Genomic DNA, 19,315 nt, shown 5'->3' with positions numbered 1-19,315 from the left:
TCCACTGGTCATTCCGGGGCGCGCGGAACGCGCTCGTTCCGCGCAACATGACGCGAAATGGATTCCGGGCTCATCGCTTCGCGATGCCCCGGAATGACGAGGTGGACAGCCTTTGTCCTCGCGAGGACGACCGACCTTAGATGATCAAATCACGCCCGCTTCTTCACGTCCTTGACGTTGGAGAAGGTGATGCCCTCGGCGCGCTCCTTGGTGTAGCCGAGATAGAACTCGTTCTTGGCCAGGAACACCGGATCGCCATCGACGTCGTCGGCGACGCCGGAATTGTTGGCAGCGATGAACGCCTCCAGCTTCTTCTTGTCGTCACACGAGATCCAGCGCGCCAGCGAGAATTCCGAGACTTCGAATTCGACCGGGAGTGAATATTCGGCATCGAGCCGCGCCTTCAAGACGTCGAGCTGCAGCGGGCCGACGACGCCGACCAGCGCCGGTGCACCATCGCGCGGCCGGAACACCTGCACGACGCCCTCCTCCGACATCTGCTGCAGCGCTTCCTTCAGTTTCTTCGCTTTCATCGCGTCCGTCAGTCGCACGCGGCGGACGATTTCCGGCGCAAAGCTCGGCACGCCGACGAAGGTCAGGTCCTCGCCCTCGGTCAGGGTGTCGCCGATGCGAAGCGAGCCGTGATTGGGAATGCCGACGACATCGCCGGCAAAGGCCTCATCCGCCACCGAACGGTCCTGCGCGAAGAAGAATTGCGGGCTCGACAGCGGCATGGTCTTGCCGGTGCGCACCAGCTTCGCCTTCATGCCGCGGCTGAGCTTGCCCGAGCACAGCCGCGCGAAGGCGATGCGGTCTCGATGGTTGGGATCCATGTTCGCCTGGATCTTGAACACGAAGGCGCTCATGCGCGGCTCGGCCGCGTCGACCTTGCGCAGGTCGGAATCCTGGGCGCGCGGCGACGGCGCATAGCGCCCGAGGCCTTCGAGCAGATCGCCGACGCCGAAATTGCGCAGCGCGCTGCCGAAATAGACCGGGGTTAGATGGCCCTCTCGGAACGCCTCCAGCTCGAACGGCTTGCAGGCTTCCCTGACCAGTTCGAGCTCGTCCTTGATCTGGCCGATATCGAGATTGGCATTGATCTTGGAAAGTTCGCCGATCTCGATCTGCTGCGCAGCACCGGTCTTGGCGCCGCCGCCTTCGAGCAGGCGCACGCCGCCGTCACGGATGTCGTAGGTGCCGATGAAGTCGCGGCCGCGGCCCACGGGCCACGTCATCGGGGTGGTGTCGAGCGCCAGCGTCTTCTCGATCTCGTCCATCAGCTCGAAAGTATCGCGGCTCTCGCGATCCATCTTGTTGATGAAGGTGATGATCGGGATGTCGCGCAGGCGGCAAACCTCGAACAGTTTTCGCGTGCGCGCCTCGATGCCCTTGGCGGCGTCGATCACCATGACCGCGGAATCGACCGCGGTCAGCGTGCGGTAAGTATCCTCGCTGAAGTCCTCGTGGCCCGGCGTGTCCAGCAGGTTGAACACGAGCCCCTCGAACTCGAAAGTCATGACCGAGGTGACGACCGAGATGCCGCGCTCGCGCTCGATCTTCATCCAGTCCGAGCGGGTGTTGCGGCGCTCGCCCTTGGCTTTGACCTGTCCGGCCAGATTGATGGCACCGCCGAACAGCAGCAGCTTTTCCGTCAGCGTGGTCTTGCCGGCGTCCGGATGCGAGATGATGGCAAAGGTGCGCCGTCGTGCCACCTCGTCGGAGAGCGGCGAGCGGATTGGCGTTTCGGTCATAAGCGCGGAATCGGACATGAGGCGGCGAGCGTCTTGAGGGCGTCGGACGTGATGTGTGACGGGAAGCGCGCGGGATCACGGCCGCTGCGCGCCCCTCATATAGGGGTTTTGCAGCGCAACTCCAACCGGCGAAATACTGCCGGAACGGTCCCTTCGGGTCAGTGCCGCAGCACCGAGACCAGCCAATAGGCCAGCGCGGCGACCAGGGCCGAGGCCGGAATCGTGAAGATCCAGGCATAGACGATCGATCCGGCCACGTTCCAGCGGACCGCCGAGGCCCGGCGGGCCGCTCCGACACCGACGATGGCGCCCGTGATCGTGTGGGTGGTCGAGACCGGCACGCCCAGCGCAGTCGCCATGAACAGCGTGATCGCGCCCCCAGTCTCGGCGCAGAAACCCTGCATCGGGGTCAGCTTGGTGATGCGCAGGCCCATGGTGCGCACGATCCGCCATCCGCCCATCAGGGTGCCCAGCGCCATCGCCGCCTGGCACGACAGCACGACCCAGAATGGAATGCCGAAGTCGCCCCCGAGATACCCCTGCGAATAGAGCAGCACCGCGATGATGCCCATCGTCTTCTGGGCGTCGTTGCCGCCATGGCCGAGCGAATAGAGCGAGGCCGAGGCGAACTGCAGGATGCGAAAGGCCCGGTCCACCGCAAAGGGCGTGGAGCGCACCGAGGCCCAGGAGACGATCGCGACCAGGATCATGGCCAGGACCAGCCCGAGCAGCGGCGACAGCACGATCGCAAGCACCGTCTTCGACAGCCCGCTCCACACGGTCGCCGACAGACCCGCCTTGGCCACCCCTGCCCCGACCAGGCCCCCGATCAAGGCGTGGGAGCTGGACGATGGAATGCCGGCCGCCCAGGTGATCAGGTTCCAGGCGATGGCGCCGAGCAGCGCGGCGAAGATCACCTGCGCGTCGACGACCGAAGGTTCGATGATGCCGGTGCCGATGGTCTGGGCGACATGCAGACCGAACACCCCGAAGGCAATGAAGTTGAAAAAGGCCGCCCAGAACACCGCATATTGCGGCCGCAGCACCCGCGTCGACACGATCGTCGCGATGGAGTTGGCGGCGTCATGCAGCCCGTTCAGGAAATCGAAGGCGAGCGCGACCGCGATCAACCCGACCAGGAGCGGAAGACCGAGAGGAGCATCCACGACGGCGCCCTACACCTGTTCGATCATGATCGAATTGATCTCATTGGCGACGTCGTCGAAACGGTCGGCGACCTTCTCCAGGTGGTCGTAGATCTCGGCGCCGATGATGAAGTCCATGGTGTTGGCGTGGCGGTGCTTGAGGAACAGCTCCTTCAGCCCGATGTCGTGGAGATCGTCGACGCGGCCCTCGAGCTTGGTCATCTCTTCGGTGATGGCGGTGATCATCGGCACATTCTGGCCGATCGCCCGCAGCAGCGGCAAAGCCCGGCCGGTCAGATTGGCGCATTCGACCAGGAGCCCGCCCATCTCGCGCATGGTCGGCTCGAACTCCTTGACCTCGAACATCATGACCGCCTTGGCGGTCTGCTGCATCTGATCGATCGCGTCGTCCATCGAGGTGATCAGACTCTTGATATCTCCGCGATCGAACGGCGTGATGAAGGTCCGGCGAACAGCCGTCAGCACCTCGCGGGTGACGTTGTCGGCCTCGTTCTCGAACTGGTTGACCCGTTGGCAGTGCATAAGGATGTCATCGCCACCCTTCAGCATGTCCTGCAGCGCCAGTGCCCCCTCGATCACCACCTTGTTGTGGCGAGCGAACAGGTCGAAAAAGCGCTCCTCCTTGGGGAGGACGGCGCGAAACAAGTGCAGCATGAGACGAGATCCATCGATCGGAAACGGGCCGAGGGCGGCCCGTCACAAATCTGTCATAACGCGGATCGCGTTCCGATAGAAGCGGAAGCCTCGTCGTCCACCGCTTTCTTGGGCAAAAAATTGCTGCAATATCAACGGCTAGAGCGAGCGCCGAAACAAATGGGCGATCTCGCCGACCACGCCGCGGCGGAAGGTCAGCACACAGGCGACGAAGATCACGCCCTGGATCACTGTCACCCACTGGCCGAACCCGGCCAGATATTGCTGCATGGCGATGATCACGAAGGCGCCGACGACCGGTCCGAACACCGTCCCCAGACCACCGACCAGGGTCATCAGCACGATCTCGCCCGACATCGACCAGTGCACGTCGGTCAGCGAGGCGTTCTGCGCCACGAACACTTTCAGCGCGCCGGCAAAGCCTGCGATCGTCCCCGACAGGATGAAGGCCAGCAGCTTGTACTGGTCGGTCTTGTAACCGAGGGAGATGGCCCGCTGCTCGTTTTCCCGGATCGACTTCAGCACCTCGCCGAAGGGCGAGTTGATGGTCCGGAAGATCAGCAGAAAGCCGGCGAGAAAGCCCACCAGCACGACATAGTACAGGACCGTCGACTTCGACAGATCGAAGATGCCGAACAGGTGCCCCTGCGGGATGCCCTGGATGCCGTCTTCGCCATGGGTGAACGGCGTCTGCAGATAGATGAAATAGAGCAACTGCGACAGCGCCAGCGTGATCATCGAGAAATAGATGCCCTGGCGCCGGATCGAGATATAGCCGGTGACGACCGAAAGCGCGAAGGCTCCCGCGACGCCGACCAGGATGCCGAGCTCCGGCGGCAAGCCCCACAGTTTCAAGGCGTGCGCGCTGCAATAGCCGGCCGTGCCCAGGAACATCGCGTGGCCAAATGACAGCAGGCCGCCATAGCCGATCAAGAGGTTGAAGGCGCAGGCGAGCAGCGCAAAGCACAGCGCCTGCATCACGAAGAAGGGATAGATCCCGGTCCACGGCACCAGCGCAAGCAGCGCTGCCATGATGACGAAGGCGATCATTTCGTCGCGCATCGCGCGCGGGGTGATCGGCAATGTAGCGTCGGTGATCGAAGTCATGTCAGGCGGCCCGTCCGGTCAGACCCGTCGGCTTCACCAGCAACACCAGGACCATGAGTACGAAGACCACGGTGTTGGAAGCCTCGGGATAGAAATACTTGGTCAATCCCTCGATCACGCCGAGCGCAAAGCCGGTGATGATCGAGCCCATGATCGAGCCCATGCCGCCGATCACGACGACCGCGAAGACGACGATGATGAGGTCGGCCCCCATCAGCGGGCGGACCTGGTTGATCGGCGCCGACAATACGCCGGCGAGCGCGGCAAGACCGACACCAAGCCCGTAGGTCAGCGTGATCATGCGTGGCACGTTGATGCCAAAGGCACGCACCAAGGTGGGATTTTCGGTCGCGGCGCGCAGGTAAGCACCGAGCCGGGTGCGCTCGATCAGGAACCAGGTGGCGACGCAGACGACGAGCGAAAACACCACGACCCAGCCGCGATAGACGGGCAAGAACATGAAGCCGAGATTCATGCCGCCGCGGAGCTGCTCTGGGATCGAATAGGGCAGACCAGAGGAGCCGAAATAGTTCTGGAAGACGCCCTGCACGATCAGCGCGATGCCGAAGGTGAGTAACAGGCCGTAGAGATGGTCGAGGCCGGCCAGCCACTGCAGGAGCGTGCGCTCCAGGATCATACCGAAGATCCCGACCGCGATCGGCGCCAGGATCAGCGCCCACCAATAGCCGAGTCCAGTGACGTTCAGGAGAAAATAGGCGCAGAACGCGCCCATCATGTAGAGCGCGCCATGGGCGAAGTTGATGATGTTGAGCATGCCGAAGATGACGGCAAGCCCGAGACTGAGCAGCGCGTAGAACGAGCCGTTGATCAGTCCGACCAGAAGCTGTGCGTAGAGGGCTTGCATCCTTGGTGTCTCTTCGTCGTTTCGCTCGTCGTCGATTGCGTTGGCGTCGTTTGGCGACGCCTATCCTGATGCTTTCCGTCCCGGCATCCGTCGGCGCAAGGCCTCGGCGGCCGTCAGACGCCGAGATAGCTGTGCAGCTTGTCCATATTGGCCGGCAGTTCGGCATTGGAAAAGCCGTCGATCACCTTGCCGTGTTCGACGACGAAATAGCGGTCGGCCACGGTGGAGGCGAAACGGAAGTTCTGTTCGACCAGGAGGATCGTAAAGCCCTCCTTCTTCAGCCGCGCGATGGTGTGGCCGATCTGCTGAATGATCACCGGAGCGAGGCCCTCGGTCGGCTCGTCCAGCATCAACAGGCTCGCACCGGTGCGCAGGATGCGCGCGATCGCCAGCATCTGCTGCTCGCCGCCGGAGAGCTTGGTCCCCTGGCTCTTCAAGCGCTCCTTCAGGTTCGGAAACAGCTCGAAGATCTGCTCGAGCGAAAGTCCGCCGGCGCGGACTACCGGCGGCAGCAGCAGGTTCTCACGCACGTCCAGGCTCGCGAAGATGCCGCGCTCCTCCGGACACAGCGCGATGCCGAGCCGCGCGATCTTGTCGGAGGTCATGCGGATCAATTCGCGCTCGTTGAAGCGCACCGAGCCTGTGCGCTTGCCGATGATCCCCATGATCGACTTCAACGTCGTGGTCTTGCCGGCGCCGTTGCGGCCGAGCAGCGTAACCACCTCGCCGGCATTCACGTTGAAGTTCATGCCGTGCAGAATGTGGGATTCGCCGTACCAGGCCTCGAGATTTTTGACCTCGAGAATGGTGTCGGTCGCAGCGGTCTCTGCGCCTCGGGTCGCGACCATCACCTCAGGCATGACCGGCTCCCAGATAGGCTTCCTTGACCCGTTCGTCCTTGGAGAGTTCGGAATAAGGACCTTCGGTCAGCACCTGGCCGCGCGTGAGCACGGTGATGATGTCGGAGAGATTGGCGACGACGCTCAGATTATGTTCGACCATCAGGATGGTGTACTTGGCGGAGATCCGCTTGATGAGCGCCGCGATCTTGTCGATGTCCTCGTGCCCCATGCCGGCCATCGGCTCGTCGAGCAGCATCATTTCCGGATCGAGCGCCAGCGTCGTCGCGATCTCAAGTGCACGCTTGCGTCCATACGGCATCTCGACCGCCGGCGTGTTGGCGAATTCGCTCAGGCCCACGTCGTTCAGAAGCTCGTGCGCCCGGCCATTGAAACGGTTCAGCACCGACTTGGAACGCCAGAAATCGAACGAGCTGCCGTGCTGGCGCTGCAATGCGACGCGGACGTTCTCCAACGCCGTCAGATGCGGAAATACCGCCGAGATCTGAAACGAGCGGACCAGCCCGAGGCGCGCGACATCGGCCGGCGCCATCGCGGTAATGTCCTGCCCGTTATAGACGATCTTGCCGGCCGAAGGCCGCAGGAACTTGGTCAGCAGGTTGAAACAGGTGGTCTTGCCGGCCCCGTTCGGGCCGATCAGCGCATGGATGCTCCCGCGGCGAACCTTGAGCGAGACATCGCGTACGGCGAAGAACCCCGCGAACTCCTTGGTCAATCCGTGGGTTTCGAGAATGAACTCATCAGCCAAACAAATTTCCCCCTGCCCGGCGCCATCAAAGCGGACGCCCGGATCATTATTCGTTCTCGGCTGACCCTTTGGAAGCCTGGACATTTCCTTTGACTATCCTAGGCCGGCCGCCTCCTGGCGCGGAATATGCCGTCAAACGAGGCAGTTAGGCAAGGCGGAAAGCTGTGCATTCACATCCCCGCGGCGGACATTGACCTGTCGTTGAATAAGCCAGCCAATTCGCGCTCTCAGAGAATCTCTTGCGCTCGTCTGCCGCCTGATCCGATGCGATTCACAGCCGGAGCGCAGCTTAGACATTTCGAATGCATCATGGCTTCGCGTCGTCCGACAAATTGAGCAGTGCGATCTCAAGTTGCTTGCTCAGGCTGTCTACGCATGTCCGCTGCATGTGCGCGCGACTACATGAGGCTCCGCGCCCGCGATCGATCGTGAACCCGTGCACCGCACGCGTGGCAACACCAGGACGGATGATCAGCTCGATTGAAATCCCCGCGACCATGTGGGAGCCGATCCAACCAATCATTTTACCGAGCCGACATTGCGAATCCGGTATTGAAGGCTGTATGTGCTCCTGCAATTGCGAACTCGGACCCGCATTGAAGCGGCCGGGCAAAGGCCATTTGATTCGGGCTGCGAGCTATGGAATTTGAGAGTGCCGGCCCTTCGGTTGTCAAATCCATCAGGCAGCGCGTTTTGCTGAACGCTTGGTTGCGCGCGAGGCAGAACGAACGGCCCTTGCCCGGGCTCGCCGGCTTTCACCCCGAGGACATCGCCGACGAGTTGCCCGACATGATGCACTTCGCTGTCGAAACCGAGGGGGCAAGCGTTCGCTTTTTCATCACCCAGGAAGGCGCACGCCTGACCACGACCTACGGCGGCGACCACCTTCGGCCAGAGGAGCGGATCAATCGCTATCTGGACGATGCAATCGGACCGGAACGTTACGCCCGGGTCGCGCCGTACTATCTCGCCTGCGTCCGCCACAGACGGCCGACCTATTCGATCGCGACGGTTTGCGATGCCGATGGCAAGGAGGTCAGCTTCGAACGGCTGCTGCTTCCATTTGGCAACGACGACGGAGTCGAACAGATCGTCGGCTCCTACAAGTCCATCAGCATCGAAGGCGCGTTCCGGCTGGCTAATCTGATGGGACCCGACGCGCGCTGCGCACCCGTGCGGGCGGTCAACACCGTGATCAACGTCGAAACCGTCATGCAGTCCGCGCTCGGTGCCGACGATGACGTCGACATCGTCGAGGCCAGCTGATCTGAACTTCAGATACGCCGGCCCCTACTTCGCAGCCTTTACCTCTTTGGCATAGATGTCCGGCTTGAATCCGACCAGGAGCTTGCCGCCGAGATCGAGCACCGGACGCTTGATCATCGAGGGCTGCGCCAGCATCAGCGCGATTGCCTTGCTTTCGGTGAGATCTTCCTTGTCGGCGTCGGGCAACTTCTTGAAGGTCGTGCCGGCACGATTGAGCAGCGTCTCCCAACCGAGTTCGTCGCTCCATTGCTTGAGCCTGCTCTTCTCGATTCCTGCCGTCTTGTAGTCGTGAAAGTCATACGCGACGCTGTGGTCGTCGAGCCAGGCACGCGCCTTCTTCATGGTGTCGCAGTTCTTGATTCCGTAAATCGTGATGCTCATGCAAGGCGTCCTCAAAAGCCTGTGTACAGCCGCAGCTCTCGCACCGTTCGCGACATTTTGCCATCGTGCCAGGGCTTGAACTGACCGGCTTTTGACAGCTGCAACAGCAAGAGTTCCATGGGTAACTTGTCGTCGTGCTTTGCCACGAAACTGTCCGCAGAGCATTACAATTTCTTCGCATCGCCCGCGTATCAGGCCCGCAGCAGGAGGCCGCGATGGGCAAGATCATGGTACGTTGTCCGCAGACCGGGCAGACCATCGAGACGGGAATGGAGATGGATGCCGCGCGCTTTCAGCGTATGCCGGTGTTCTTCTCGCGTTCATATTGCCCGCACTGCCGCATCCACCATGAATGGTTTGCCGCCCATGCCTGGGTCGAGGATAGCCGTCACGGCAAATCGGTCGAGGTGGCCTGACCACCAGCCGCGGCTCGTCCTGCAACGCCAATCCGTGCTTAGAAGATCGAGTTTCAGATTATCACGAACGCATTCACTCGCCGGGATCACTGCTCAGCGGGGAGTTCGAATCCCCGGGCATCAGGCAAGGAAACAGCTCCTTGAACTTGAACTCGGTCTCGCCCGGTTCGCGGTCGAAGCGCAAAACGACGTCGAAGCGCTTGCTCGACCAGTGCGCCGGAAGGTCCTGCTTATTGCTGACCGGCAGCCGCGGAAGAATATCGGAAACGATGGCCTTGTGCTCCCAGGACACCAGCACGACGCCGGAGAGGTTGAGCAGCGCCGCTACGAGCGCAGCCTCGTGGCCCTTGCCAAACGTGATGTCCGGCTTCGATAGCCCGACCCGCGCAGCGAGCGACTGCACCGTTTCATACGGCCGGCGGCTCGGCTCGGAGTCTCTGGTGCCGCTGTCGGGATCGGCGGCATAGATCGCGTGTGGCGTGGGATAATCGGTTCCACCGAGCCCGCTGCCGAACAGCGCGGTCCATGCCCCCGCCCGCTCCCAGCCGCTGATCACCAGCGCTTTCGGATCTTCCTGACCCTTGTGGGTGAGGCCGGGGCCGGTGATGTCACCATCAGGTTTTTCGGCATGGCGGATGATCAGGATGGTCAGCGCGTTCATGTTGTCCTCCCTGTTGCGTGCGTGACGCACGGATCCAGTGGGTGGGCGTCGCACGAAGTTTAACAACTTCCGCGGGAACGCATACCGTCTTCAAGGCCGCGCTTCGCCCAGCGATGGCGATCGAATGTCAGGCTCTGGTGCGTCGCTCGCCGCCGCCCATGCTGGGCTGTCCGATCCAGGCGCGGTTCAGAAACCGCACGGTGAGTGGCGGCTCAGCCCGGCCGGCGATCCGCACCTGCGCCTCCTGATAGGGGCCGACGGTCCGGAGCGCATCCGGCAGCATGGGATAGATGCGCCGCAGCCAGCGCACTGCCCGTTGGGCGCTGCGCTGCTCCGCCGTGCCAAACGGCAGGTCGAACGCAAGACGCAGCCGCTCCGGCAGCATCTGCGCTGTCAACGCACGATACCAGAATGGTGGAGCCAGCCGCGTGGCCGCGCCGGAAAAGATGCGATGGGCGATGTCGCGCGCGGCCGCGCTGACGGTGAGAACGTCGGACTCCAGCATCTCAGTCGCGTAGGCCTGAAACCCGCCCCAAGTCGGTGCGAGCGCCTCCTGTGGAATGCCGAACAGAGTCGCAAACAGCTTCGCCTCGGTCCAATAACGCTCCCGCTCCACGGGGCCGAGCGGAGCCAGCATCAGATCATGCGCCAGCAGCGCCGTTTCCACCAAAGTGGCATGAACCCAGCGCAATGCATTGACCTCGTTGGCACAATAGCGCGAGCCGGCAGCGAACGGCCCGACGGTCTCGGGCATCTCACCCACCACCGCCGCGTGCCGCCGGTACAGCCGCTGGGCCACCGCAATCGCCTGATCGCGGGTGCCGAACACCATGGTGAAGACGATGTTGAAGGTGCGGTGGAAACGCCCAAGCGGATCGGCAAATACGTGCGACTGATCGGCGATGCCGGCCGCGACCCAGGGATGCGCCAGTTGCAGCAGCAACGCCCGACCCGCTCCCAAGAAGATCGCGGCCTCGCGATTGACCTGCCACGTCACGCTCTCAGGTCCGAAGATTCCGCCGCCGCGCGCTTCGGGCGCGGCGCGCACCATCTCGAGGCAATGATCGAAATCTGCTGCCGAGACCGTCACAGCCGTTTCGGGATCTCCAGCCCACGCTGGACCGCCGGTCGCGCCAGCCCGCGCTCCAGCCAGGCCGGCACACGTGTCAGGTCATCGAAAGCAACGAGTTCGCGCGCGCCATAGAAGCCGATGAGGTTGCGGACCCAGCCGAGCGAGGCGATATCGGCGATCGTATACTCGTCGTCCATGATCCACTGCCGGCCGGCGAGCCGCCCCTCGAGCACGCCGAGCAGGCGCTTGCTCTCAGCGACGTAACGCTCCAGCGGCCGCTTGTCGGCGATCTCCTTACCGGCGAATTTGTGGAAGAAGCCGACCTGGCCGAACATCGGCCCGATGCCGCCCATCTGAAAATGCACCCATTGCAGCGTGTGCCAGCGTTTCGCCGGATCTGACGGGAGGAGCTTGCCGCTCTTCTCGGCGAGATAGTGCAGGATCGCCCCGGACTCGAACAGACCAAGCGGCTTGCCGCCCGGTCCGTCGGGATCGATGATCGCCGGAATCTTGCCGTTCGGATTGAGCGAGAGGAATTCAGGTGACTTCTGCTCGTCCTTGCCGAAATCGACCGTATGAGCCTCGTATGGCAGACCGATCTCCTCGAGCATGATCGAAACCTTGACCCCGTTCGGGGTCGGCAGTGAATAGAGTTGCAGTCGATCCGGATGCTGCGCCGGCCAGCGCCTGGTGATCGAAAAGCTGGAGAGATCGGTCATCTTGTGGCTCGCGCGAAATGGCTCGACGTCAATCTATGACGCAGGAGCCAAGGGGCAAGGCCCCCCTCTTGGGAACGGCACAGCTGCAAAGCGAGTTACAGCAATAGCACAGGAGGAGGACATCATGCCCAGTCCGACCTATGAGCTGATCGCGCAGGCCATGACGGAGCGCAAACAGGTGCTCTGCGTGTACGAGGGCTTTGCCCGCGAGGTGTGTCCAATCATCCTGGGCCACAAGAACGGACGGGAGAAGACGCTGGCTTTTCAGTTCGCAGGCGCCTCCAGCAAGAACTTGCCGCCGGGAGGCGATTGGAAGTGTCTGGAGCTTGCAAAGATGAGCGATGTCACACTGCGTGCCGGCCCCTGGTATTCAGGCAGCAGCCACACCGAGGCGCAACACTGCGTCGATGACGTCGATATCGATGTGAACCCGGAGAGCCCTTACGACCCGAAGCGGCGACTCGTAACCAACGTCGGTTCATCTCGGTCCCGCAAAAGACCCCGGCGTTGATGCCGCTTATTGCGGCTCGCGCGTCCGCGTCCGCAGCAGCGCCGGCAGTTTCGCCGTCGCATCGTGCTGCTCGAGCTTCACGACGGCCCACCGCAGCAGCGCGCTGGCGCCCTGCTTCACCAGCACCTTCATGCCGCGAAAGCTGAAGTCGATCACCACCTCATGATAGCGCATGCCCTTGCCGCCCTTGACCAGGCCAAGGTCGCGCACCAGGCAATAATGCCCATCGCTCATCCGCGCCAATCGGGTGTTCTCGAACATGGCTTTACCATGCACCGCTTTGCCAATCCGTCAATCTTGACAGGAACGACTCATGAACTGAGCACTTGGGAGGCCGGACGGCGCGGTGCATAAGGCAGCGTCGGCCCGTAGCCGAAGCGCAGGACGAGGTCCGGGCGCTTGGCCGTCCCGATCAGCCGTGCGAGCTCCGGCCGCAAGCTCGCCACCTCAATGGGCTGGTTGATGAAGGCAAGCTTCAATCCGAGCCGCGTCGCCTCAAGCGCGAAGCGCTGGCACGCCTGTCCCACTTTGATCCAATGCGCCGATGTGGCTTCGTCGCCGATGAAGATCGCCAGACCGGCCGAGGATGCGATCTGGCGCGCATATCTATCGTTCTCCGAAGCAGCACTGATCACATGGTCGAAGGCGATGCGGCCCAATGCGGTCGGCAAAGATGGATTTCCGCTCGCAGCCGAGAACAGTCCGTCCCCCATCTCCATGGCGCTGCGAGGATTGAAGCGTACCCACTGCTCAAGCTCGCGCATGAAGGCGGGATTGGCCATCTGCGCGGAATTACCGGCAATCACGAGGTCTCCGATCTTCGCCATCTCCGCGCGCGCAGTGACGACGACAAGATTGACGCCTGGTTCGGCACCGGCGGCTTGCAGCTTAGCGAGATCGGCGGCAGGGACCGTGCGGCCATCATAATCCGCGCGCGTCGACTGCCGTTTCGCGATGGCTGCAAGCAACGGCTCCGGCCGGGGCTGTCCGCTTGCGAAGGCGTAGCGCACCCCAGACGCGTCCGGCAGCACGGCGATCTCACCGGGACGACCGCTCGCAGATGCTGCAGTCGCAAGGTTGGTCGCAGCGCAGCCGAGGCTGACAAAAAGATGATGATCGTCCGGATCGACGACCGGCGTGCGCCTTGCAAAATCCGGCAGGATGTCGATCGCCTCGCCGGTCACACGAAAGCGCCAGGGCTGGGTATTGTGGCTATTCGCCGCGAGGACAGCGTAACGGATCACATCGGCGATGTCGGACGTCATCGCTGCGCGGAGCTGCGCAGAATAGGCCTCGTAGTCCGCCATCGATCCGGCCGCCCTGCGCCATGCCGAGAGGCCCGTGCCGGCGGCAAGCAGAGTGCCGGCGCCAATGAGCAAAGTTCGTCTGTTCATGCGGTGTCGTGCCGAAGCTAAAAGCGCCGACACGAATTCTGCATCGGCTCTCCGGCCGATGCGTTGCCGCAGATCAAGCTGCTCCGCAGCGCTCCGAAAACAGGACCCGTTTAGCCGCCCTTCTCGTCATCCAGGCTGACGAGCACCGCGGCATTGGCAATGATGATCGCATCGACGCCCTGCTCGGCTGGAATTTCCAGCCCGCCTTTCACGGCGGTGACTTTGACCGTGCCATAGGGCAGCTCCTTGGCGACCGCGTCGGTGTCGACAGTCTCAGGATTGGGGACCGCAACCGTGACGTCAACGAACATGTCGTGCGGCGTCTTGCCGAGCAGGCGGAAAAAGCCCACGCTCGAATGGCGGATCGCGTCCGAGACCGCGCGCTTCGCAGCCTTCGTGGCATCGCGCCCGTGCACGTCGACACCCATGCCCATTTCGGTGATACAGCGCACGCGTGCCATGAAAACATCCTCTCAAAATCGGCTCATTGGTTCAGAGCTACGGCGGCTTTGGCGGCGCGTCGCGAGCGATACTCCAGCGCCTTCACCGCCAGCGCCACGACGACGAGCGCGCCGCCGAGACAGCTGACGCCGATCCAATGATGCGTGGTCCAGGCGAACGTTGCAACGGCAGAACCGAAAGCTCCGCCAAGAAACATGCCGGTCATGAAGATCGTGTTGACCCGGCTGCGCGCCTCCGGATCGAGCGCAAAGATGATGTGCTGGTTGGAAATCAGCGCGCTCTGAATGCCGAAATCGAGCAGGACGACGCCCAGCGCCAAGGCTGCAAGCGTAGCCCACAGGCCGAAAATAACCCACGCCAACAACACCAACGTGGCGCCGAGCCAGATCATGACGTGCGGGCCGCGGCGATCCGCGGCTTTGCCGGTGAACGGCGCAGCGAGAACGCCGACCGCGCCGACAACTCCGAACAATCCGGCGACATCAGCACCAAGATGGAATTGGGGACCTTGCAGATAGAGCGCCAGAATGGTCCAGAAAGCGCTGAAGGAGCCGAACAGCGCCGCTTGCACCAGGGTCGACGTGCGCAGTGCGGGCTGCCGCATCCACAGCGTGGCGAGCGAACGCAGCGCGGTGTGATAGCCCATTCGCGAGGCCGCCGCATGATCCGGCAAGGCGACCGCCATCAATAGCGCGGCCACCAGTGCGAGCGGGACGCCGAGCCAGAACATGTCGCGCCATCCGGCATGCTCGCCGACGAAGCCCGACAGGGTACGGCTGAACAGGATGCCCAGCAGAAGTCCGGACATCACCGTGCCGATGGTCGCGCCGCGCCGTTTGGCAGAGGCCAGCGATGCCGCGAACGGCACGATCTGCTGCGCGACGGTGGCGCCGGCGCCCGTCAAAAGCGAGGTGATCGCAAGCCAGATCGCCGAGGGCGCAAGCGCCGTTGCAGCGAGCGCCGCGGCAAGCAGGACGAACTGAGCGATGATCAGCGTGCGGCGCCGGTGGATATCGCCGAGCGGCACCAGGAAGAACAGCCCCAGGGCATAACCGAGCTGGGTGGCGGTCGGAACGTAGCCGGCCGCCGCCTGGCCATGGAATTCGCGCTCGATCAGCCCCAGCATCGGCTGGTTGTAATAGATATTGGCGACGGCAATGCCGGTCGCCGCCGCCATGGCGAGCAGCGTCCCGCGCCCAATCTCGCCTGCCCTGGCGACGGGCTGCTTCGTCTCGACCGCTTTCATCCTGGAAATCCCTTTTCCTGCTGCAACGCAATAGCAGGAAAGGTCGCGGCAAATCGACTGTCGGTCGGGATAGCAGCCCTGTGCTGCCTGTATGACCGAAGCCCTTGCGGCGAGCGCAGAAGCTGTTCGCGATGGAGGATTTGGGGCCATGATAACCGCAAAGCGCTCTCGCAGGTATTGCCTCTCGCCGATACCCAGCGCTACGGGCTGGTCGGCTCCCGTGCGAGGACATCGCCGTGGAATGCCGCCTCCGCCTCCTGCCGCAGGCGCTCCGGCTCCTCAAGATAGCGCGGCGAATAATGGAAGGTCGTGAGCCGCCTCGCGCCCGCCTTGCGCGCGAGCTCGCCGGCTTGCGTTGCGGTCAGGTGCCGGCGCTGACGGGCGATGTCCTCGTCAGCTCCCGCGAACGCGCTCTCGATGAAGAGGTGATCGGCCTCCTTCGCGAGCATAAGGACGCTCTCGACATTCGCCGGCGTGAAGGCAGCATCGGTGACATAGGCGATGCGCTGTCCCGGCCCGCTCTTGAGCACATGCCGACGTAATCGGCCGAGCAGTTCGACGCGACCATTGCCGACATCGATCGGCGTCTCATCGCCCTCACCTCGCCGCGCAGCACTCTTGGCGCGATTGAGCCAGGGCCCAACCTGCAGCCCCAGTGCATTCACCCCCTCAGTCCAGACGTTGACACGCAGGGCTTCCTGCAACGCGAATCCCAGGCAAGGAAGGCTGTGCTCCAGCATCCGCGACTCAATCCGCACCTCGCCATCGTCGAACACGACGCCCTCGGGCAATGGGGTGAGACCCAGCGGCCGAGCTTCGAATGCGTCACGCGCCCTGAACGTGACCGATCGCGTCAGACGGTCTTCGACGAACTCAGCCGCGACGATCGAGAAATCGGGCGAATTCTCCCCGAGCAGATTCCATTCATAAGCGGCGAGCTTGGCGGCGATGCCATCGATCAGGCCTGCCGGCCCGACGATACGAAGAACTCCTTCATGGTTGAGACGCACTCGCAGCAACCGGTCGAAGCCGCAGAAATGGTCCAGGTGACGGTGGCTGACGAAGACGTCGCTCACCCGCAACAACTCCCGCGCCGACAACGGACCGAGGTCGCCGAGATCGAACAGCATCGCGCGACGGCCAAAGCGAAAATCGACGTAGAGGCCGGGATCGCCGAATACATCATTGATCAGACGCGACTGGACCAACCAGCTCATGGTGACCTGCTCATAGTGACCTGCTCATGGGAGCTGCCCGATGGTTGAGCCCGCCGTCAAATCTATGGCACGGTGACGATACGGGCGTTCAACTCTCTGAACGATCTGTATACCACTCTCCTTCAACAGCCGTCGCCAGCCAATGCGAGCCCTGGCGGAGCGTGCCGATGCACAGCATCACGTGTGCGGATGCAGATGGCCGCGTCGGCTATTCGGGCTGCTCAGAGCGACCATGTTGAATCAGCCCGATGGAAGTGATCGAACGGAACGATGAGGCGCTGAGCGCCTCAAAACCTTGCTGCTTTTCGAGTCTGCAAAATGTAAAGCGATCCCGCGCGGCGATTCCATAATCGGGCCGCGCGGCTGGCCATCGAAGGCAGACCTGATCCGACCAGCCGTCCGACCTCGGCCGCCCGGTCCAAGCCACGGCCCACTTCGCAATTCCGCCCTTCAGCATCAGATGTCGCCTGCTGCCGTGACGAGCCCGCGGCGCGACGCAATGATCGCACGGTCGATCCGCGCCACCTCGGCAGCGGGGATGACATACTCGTCGCGATCGCGCCAGGCGAAGACGACGAAGGTCGCAAACGCACCGACGGCGCCCAGCGCAACCATCCACCAGATGTGCCAGATCAGCGCAAACCCCATTACGGTCGCGAAGAAGGCACAGACGAATCCGGTCGGTGAATTGCGGGGCATCTCGATGTCCTCGTATTCCCGCGACTCCTTCTCGCGAAGCTGCTCGGCCGTGGCCTTTTCCTTGATCGTCCAATAGGCGTCGAGCCCGGTCACATTGGGCAGGACGGCGAAATTGAACGCGGGCGGCGGCGAGGACGTCGCCCATTCCAACGAACGTCCGTCCCAGGGATCGCCAGTCCGATCGCGTAGCAGTTCGCGATCACGGATGCTGAAGACAAGCTGCAGGATCTGCAGGACGACTCCGATGACGAGGAGCACCATTCCAGCACCGGCAGCCAGCATCCATGGCCGCCATTCGGCGACATCGTAGTGCTGCATGCGACGCGTCATCCCGAGAAGCCCGACCGCATAGAGCGGCACGAAGGTCGCATAGAACCCGGCAAGGGTGAACCAGAACGCCGCTTTGCCCCATCCCTCATGGAGGCGGAAACCGAAGGCCTTCGGAAACCAGTAGGTCATGCCGGCAAACGCCCCGAACAGGACGCCACCGATGATGACATTGTGGAAATGCGCCACCAGGAACAGGCTGTTGTGCAGCAGGAAATCCGCCGGCGGCATCGCCAAGAGCACGCCCGTGAGCCCGCCGAACAGGAACGTCACCATGAAGCCGACCGACCACAGCATCGGTGTCGAATAGCGGACACGACCGCCATACATCGTGAACAGCCAATTATAGATCTTCACGCCGGTCGGGATCGCAATCACCATGCTGGCAATGCCGAAGATGGCGTTCACCTCCGGCCCCGCCCCCATCGTGAAGAAGTGATGCAGCCAGACCATGAACGAGACGATGCAGATCGCCATGGTGGCCAACACCATCGAACGATAGCCGAATAACGACTTGCCGGAAAAGGTCGGCACGATTTCCGAATAGATGCCGAACGCCGGCAGCACCAGGATATAGACCTCGGGATGGCCCCAGGCCCAGATCAGGTTCATGAACATCATGACGTTGCCGCCGGCTTCATTGGTGAAAAAATGGAAGCCGAAATAGCGGTCCAGGATCAGCATGGTCAGCGTCGCTGTCAGGATCGGAAACGCCGCCACGATCAGGAGATTCGACGCGAGCGTGGTCCAGCAGAACATCGGCATCCGCAGGTAGCTCATGCCTCTGGTGCGGAGCTTGAGAATGGTGGTCACGAGATTGATGCCGGCCACCAACGTCCCGACGCCCGAAATCTCCAGCGCCCACAGGTAATAATCGACGCCCACGCCGGGCGAATAGGTCAGCTCCAACAAGGGCGGGAACGGCAGCCACCCGGTGCGTGCGAATTCGCCGACGACGAGTGAGAGATTGACCAGGAGCGCACCGGTCGCGGTCAACCAGAAGCCTACCGAGTTCAAGGTGGGGAATGCAACGTCACGGACCCCGAGCTGCAGCGGGACGACGAGGTTCATGAGCCCGATCACGAACGGCATCGCCACGAAGAAGATCATGATCGTGCCGTGGGCGGAAAAGATCTGGTCGTAATGTTCCGGCGGCAGATAGCCGTTGGAGTGAAACGCGATCGCCTGCTGCAAGCGCATCATGATGGCGTCGGTTCCGCCCCGCAGCAGCATCACGAAGGCGAGCAGCACATACATGATGCCGATCCGCTTGTGATCGACGCTGGTGATCCACTCCCGCCAGAGATAGGGAATGTAGCCCTTGATCAGCACCCACAGCAGAACGCCGAGAATCACGGCAAGCACCACGCCGGCGGCGACCAGGGGAATCGGTTGATCGAATGGAATTGCCGACCAGGTGAGCTTGCCAAGCATCGGTCGCTCCGACGTGTGCGGCTGCCGATCCGGAATCGCTCGGCAGCCGGCCGGTTCCATTGGCGCGTGCCCGGATAAAGGGCCACGCGTCTACATTGCCCGTTGAATACGGAAAAGAACCGATTCGGTTCCAGAGAGTTTCGCGAGACGCGTCACCCGGATGAGGCGACCTTATGGCGGCTGCGCGCCGGTCAACTTCCGCTTTATCGACTTTATCGACCGGGGCCGAGCGCGCTCGCTGCTTGGCACTGCCCGCCGCGGCCACCATCCGCATCACCGCGTCTGGGCCGGCAAGGCCGCAAACGAATCGGATGAAGGCTGCTGCGAGCGAATGTTCGGAATCCGAAGCACCGATTACT

Annotated in this window: 20 protein-coding genes; 3 read left to right on the top strand and 17 right to left on the bottom strand. The window is 62.7% G+C overall.

The window, feature by feature from the left end; translation table 11 throughout:
* Positions 1-149: 149 nt before the first annotated feature.
* The 7 genes from QX034_RS27530 to QX034_RS27500 form a co-directional block, all read right to left on the bottom strand.
* On the bottom strand, positions 150-1,769 hold the full coding sequence (locus QX034_RS27530) for a peptide chain release factor 3 (protein WP_315707306.1): 1,620 nt from the start codon (positions 1,767-1,769) through the stop codon (positions 150-152).
* Positions 1,770-1,909: 140 nt separating this feature from the next.
* A complete protein-coding gene (locus tag QX034_RS27525; RefSeq protein WP_315707307.1) occupies positions 1,910-2,917 on the bottom strand; it encodes an anion permease in 1,008 nt (335 codons plus the stop codon).
* A gap of 9 nt (positions 2,918-2,926) precedes the next feature.
* Positions 2,927-3,571, bottom strand: coding sequence for a DUF47 domain-containing protein (locus QX034_RS27520; RefSeq protein ID WP_315707308.1), 645 nt, complete (start codon positions 3,569-3,571; stop codon positions 2,927-2,929).
* A gap of 138 nt (positions 3,572-3,709) precedes the next feature.
* Entirely contained in the window at positions 3,710-4,678 is a 969-nt protein-coding gene (locus tag QX034_RS27515; protein ID WP_316196129.1) for a branched-chain amino acid ABC transporter permease, read from the bottom strand.
* 1 nt (position 4,679) lies between these two features.
* Positions 4,680-5,543 (bottom strand): branched-chain amino acid ABC transporter permease, encoded by an 864-nt coding sequence (locus QX034_RS27510; protein WP_315707310.1) that lies wholly within the window; start codon positions 5,541-5,543, stop codon positions 4,680-4,682.
* 113 nt (positions 5,544-5,656) lie between these two features.
* Complete coding sequence (locus QX034_RS27505) at positions 5,657-6,403, bottom strand: ABC transporter ATP-binding protein (RefSeq protein ID WP_315707311.1); 747 nt, start codon at positions 6,401-6,403, stop codon at positions 5,657-5,659.
* Entirely contained in the window at positions 6,396-7,151 is a 756-nt protein-coding gene (locus QX034_RS27500; RefSeq protein WP_315707312.1) for an ABC transporter ATP-binding protein, read from the bottom strand. The genes QX034_RS27505 and QX034_RS27500 overlap by 8 nt, the downstream gene beginning before the upstream one ends.
* A 735-nt stretch (positions 7,152-7,886) precedes the next feature.
* On the opposite strand from QX034_RS27500, the gene QX034_RS27495 reads away from it, so the two are divergent.
* Complete coding sequence (locus QX034_RS27495; RefSeq protein ID WP_316196127.1) at positions 7,887-8,417, top strand: hypothetical protein; 531 nt, start codon at positions 7,887-7,889, stop codon at positions 8,415-8,417.
* 24 nt (positions 8,418-8,441) lie between these two features.
* On the opposite strand, the gene QX034_RS27490 is transcribed toward QX034_RS27495, so the two are convergent.
* Entirely contained in the window at positions 8,442-8,798 is a 357-nt protein-coding gene (locus tag QX034_RS27490) for an ArsC family reductase (protein WP_315745444.1), read from the bottom strand.
* 215 nt (positions 8,799-9,013) lie between these two features.
* On the opposite strand from QX034_RS27490, the gene QX034_RS27485 reads away from it, so the two are divergent.
* Positions 9,014-9,214: a hypothetical protein gene (locus tag QX034_RS27485; RefSeq protein ID WP_315707315.1), complete on the top strand. Its 201-nt coding sequence runs from the start codon at positions 9,014-9,016 to the stop codon at positions 9,212-9,214.
* Positions 9,215-9,287: 73 nt separating this feature from the next.
* On the opposite strand, the gene QX034_RS27480 is transcribed toward QX034_RS27485, so the two are convergent.
* The 3 genes from QX034_RS27480 to QX034_RS27470 form a co-directional block, all read right to left on the bottom strand.
* Positions 9,288-9,875 carry a histidine phosphatase family protein gene (locus QX034_RS27480; RefSeq protein ID WP_315745445.1) on the bottom strand — a complete coding sequence of 196 codons (588 nt, stop codon included), beginning with the start codon at positions 9,873-9,875 and terminating at the stop codon, positions 9,288-9,290.
* A gap of 127 nt (positions 9,876-10,002) precedes the next feature.
* A complete protein-coding gene (locus QX034_RS27475) occupies positions 10,003-10,965 on the bottom strand; it encodes an oxygenase MpaB family protein (RefSeq protein WP_316196125.1) in 963 nt (320 codons plus the stop codon).
* The gene (locus tag QX034_RS27470) at positions 10,962-11,666 is read right to left on the bottom strand and encodes a glutathione S-transferase family protein (protein WP_316196124.1); all 705 of its coding nucleotides are present in this window, start codon (positions 11,664-11,666) and stop codon (positions 10,962-10,964) included. The genes QX034_RS27475 and QX034_RS27470 overlap by 4 nt, the downstream gene beginning before the upstream one ends.
* Positions 11,667-11,790: 124 nt before the next feature.
* Here QX034_RS27470 and QX034_RS27465 point away from each other — a divergent pair, with 124 nt between their 5' ends.
* Positions 11,791-12,177, top strand: a complete 387-nt coding sequence (locus QX034_RS27465; protein ID WP_315707319.1) for a hypothetical protein — start codon at positions 11,791-11,793, stop codon at positions 12,175-12,177.
* Positions 12,178-12,183: 6 nt separating this feature from the next.
* On the opposite strand, the gene QX034_RS27460 is transcribed toward QX034_RS27465, so the two are convergent.
* From QX034_RS27460 to QX034_RS27435, 6 genes are all read right to left on the bottom strand, one after another.
* Positions 12,184-12,411, bottom strand: coding sequence for a hypothetical protein (locus QX034_RS27460; protein WP_315707329.1), 228 nt, complete (start codon positions 12,409-12,411; stop codon positions 12,184-12,186).
* A gap of 77 nt (positions 12,412-12,488) precedes the next feature.
* Positions 12,489-13,571 (bottom strand): Acg family FMN-binding oxidoreductase, encoded by a 1,083-nt coding sequence (locus tag QX034_RS27455; RefSeq protein WP_315707320.1) that lies wholly within the window; start codon positions 13,569-13,571, stop codon positions 12,489-12,491.
* A gap of 110 nt (positions 13,572-13,681) precedes the next feature.
* Entirely contained in the window at positions 13,682-14,032 is a 351-nt protein-coding gene (locus QX034_RS27450) for a Lin0512 family protein (protein ID WP_315707321.1), read from the bottom strand.
* Positions 14,033-14,055: 23 nt separating this feature from the next.
* Complete coding sequence (locus QX034_RS27445) at positions 14,056-15,279, bottom strand: MFS transporter (protein WP_315707322.1); 1,224 nt, start codon at positions 15,277-15,279, stop codon at positions 14,056-14,058.
* A gap of 200 nt (positions 15,280-15,479) precedes the next feature.
* Positions 15,480-16,496: a ribonuclease Z gene (locus QX034_RS27440; RefSeq protein ID WP_315707323.1), complete on the bottom strand. Its 1,017-nt coding sequence runs from the start codon at positions 16,494-16,496 to the stop codon at positions 15,480-15,482.
* Positions 16,497-16,952: 456 nt separating this feature from the next.
* Positions 16,953-18,956 (bottom strand): cbb3-type cytochrome c oxidase subunit I, encoded by a 2,004-nt coding sequence (locus tag QX034_RS27435; RefSeq protein ID WP_315707324.1) that lies wholly within the window; start codon positions 18,954-18,956, stop codon positions 16,953-16,955.
* Positions 18,957-19,315: the final 359 nt, after the last annotated feature.

Origin of the sequence: Bradyrhizobium sp. SZCCHNR3119 (assembly GCF_032487775.1) — a bacterium.
GTDB lineage: Bacteria > Pseudomonadota > Alphaproteobacteria > Rhizobiales > Xanthobacteraceae > Bradyrhizobium.
Note: the sequence above shows the minus strand (reverse complement) of the source record. Positions and strands in the feature narration are given on the sequence as shown.

Coding starts and splice junctions, on each gene's coding strand:
- QX034_RS27485 (WP_315707315.1), top strand. CDS start 9,014: ATGGGCAAGATCATGGTACGTTGTCCGCAGACCGGGCAGACCATCGAG.
- QX034_RS27490 (WP_315745444.1), bottom strand. CDS start 8,798: ATGAGCATCACGATTTACGGAATCAAGAACTGCGACACCATGAAGAAG.
- QX034_RS27520 (WP_315707308.1), bottom strand. CDS start 3,571: ATGCTGCACTTGTTTCGCGCCGTCCTCCCCAAGGAGGAGCGCTTTTTC.
- QX034_RS27515 (WP_316196129.1), bottom strand. CDS start 4,678: ATGACTTCGATCACCGACGCTACATTGCCGATCACCCCGCGCGCGATG.
- QX034_RS27530 (WP_315707306.1), bottom strand. CDS start 1,769: ATGTCCGATTCCGCGCTTATGACCGAAACGCCAATCCGCTCGCCGCTC.
- QX034_RS27510 (WP_315707310.1), bottom strand. CDS start 5,543: ATGCAAGCCCTCTACGCACAGCTTCTGGTCGGACTGATCAACGGCTCG.
- QX034_RS27505 (WP_315707311.1), bottom strand. CDS start 6,403: ATGCCTGAGGTGATGGTCGCGACCCGAGGCGCAGAGACCGCTGCGACC.
- QX034_RS27455 (WP_315707320.1), bottom strand. CDS start 13,571: ATGAACAGACGAACTTTGCTCATTGGCGCCGGCACTCTGCTTGCCGCC.
- QX034_RS27460 (WP_315707329.1), bottom strand. CDS start 12,411: ATGAGCGATGGGCATTATTGCCTGGTGCGCGACCTTGGCCTGGTCAAG.
- QX034_RS27470 (WP_316196124.1), bottom strand. CDS start 11,666: ATGACCGATCTCTCCAGCTTTTCGATCACCAGGCGCTGGCCGGCGCAG.
- QX034_RS27445 (WP_315707322.1), bottom strand. CDS start 15,279: ATGAAAGCGGTCGAGACGAAGCAGCCCGTCGCCAGGGCAGGCGAGATT.
- QX034_RS27480 (WP_315745445.1), bottom strand. CDS start 9,875: ATGAACGCGCTGACCATCCTGATCATCCGCCATGCCGAAAAACCTGAT.
- QX034_RS27440 (WP_315707323.1), bottom strand. CDS start 16,496: ATGAGCTGGTTGGTCCAGTCGCGTCTGATCAATGATGTATTCGGCGAT.
- QX034_RS27435 (WP_315707324.1), bottom strand. CDS start 18,956: ATGCTTGGCAAGCTCACCTGGTCGGCAATTCCATTCGATCAACCGATT.
- QX034_RS27450 (WP_315707321.1), bottom strand. CDS start 14,032: ATGGCACGCGTGCGCTGTATCACCGAAATGGGCATGGGTGTCGACGTG.
- QX034_RS27465 (WP_315707319.1), top strand. CDS start 11,791: ATGCCCAGTCCGACCTATGAGCTGATCGCGCAGGCCATGACGGAGCGC.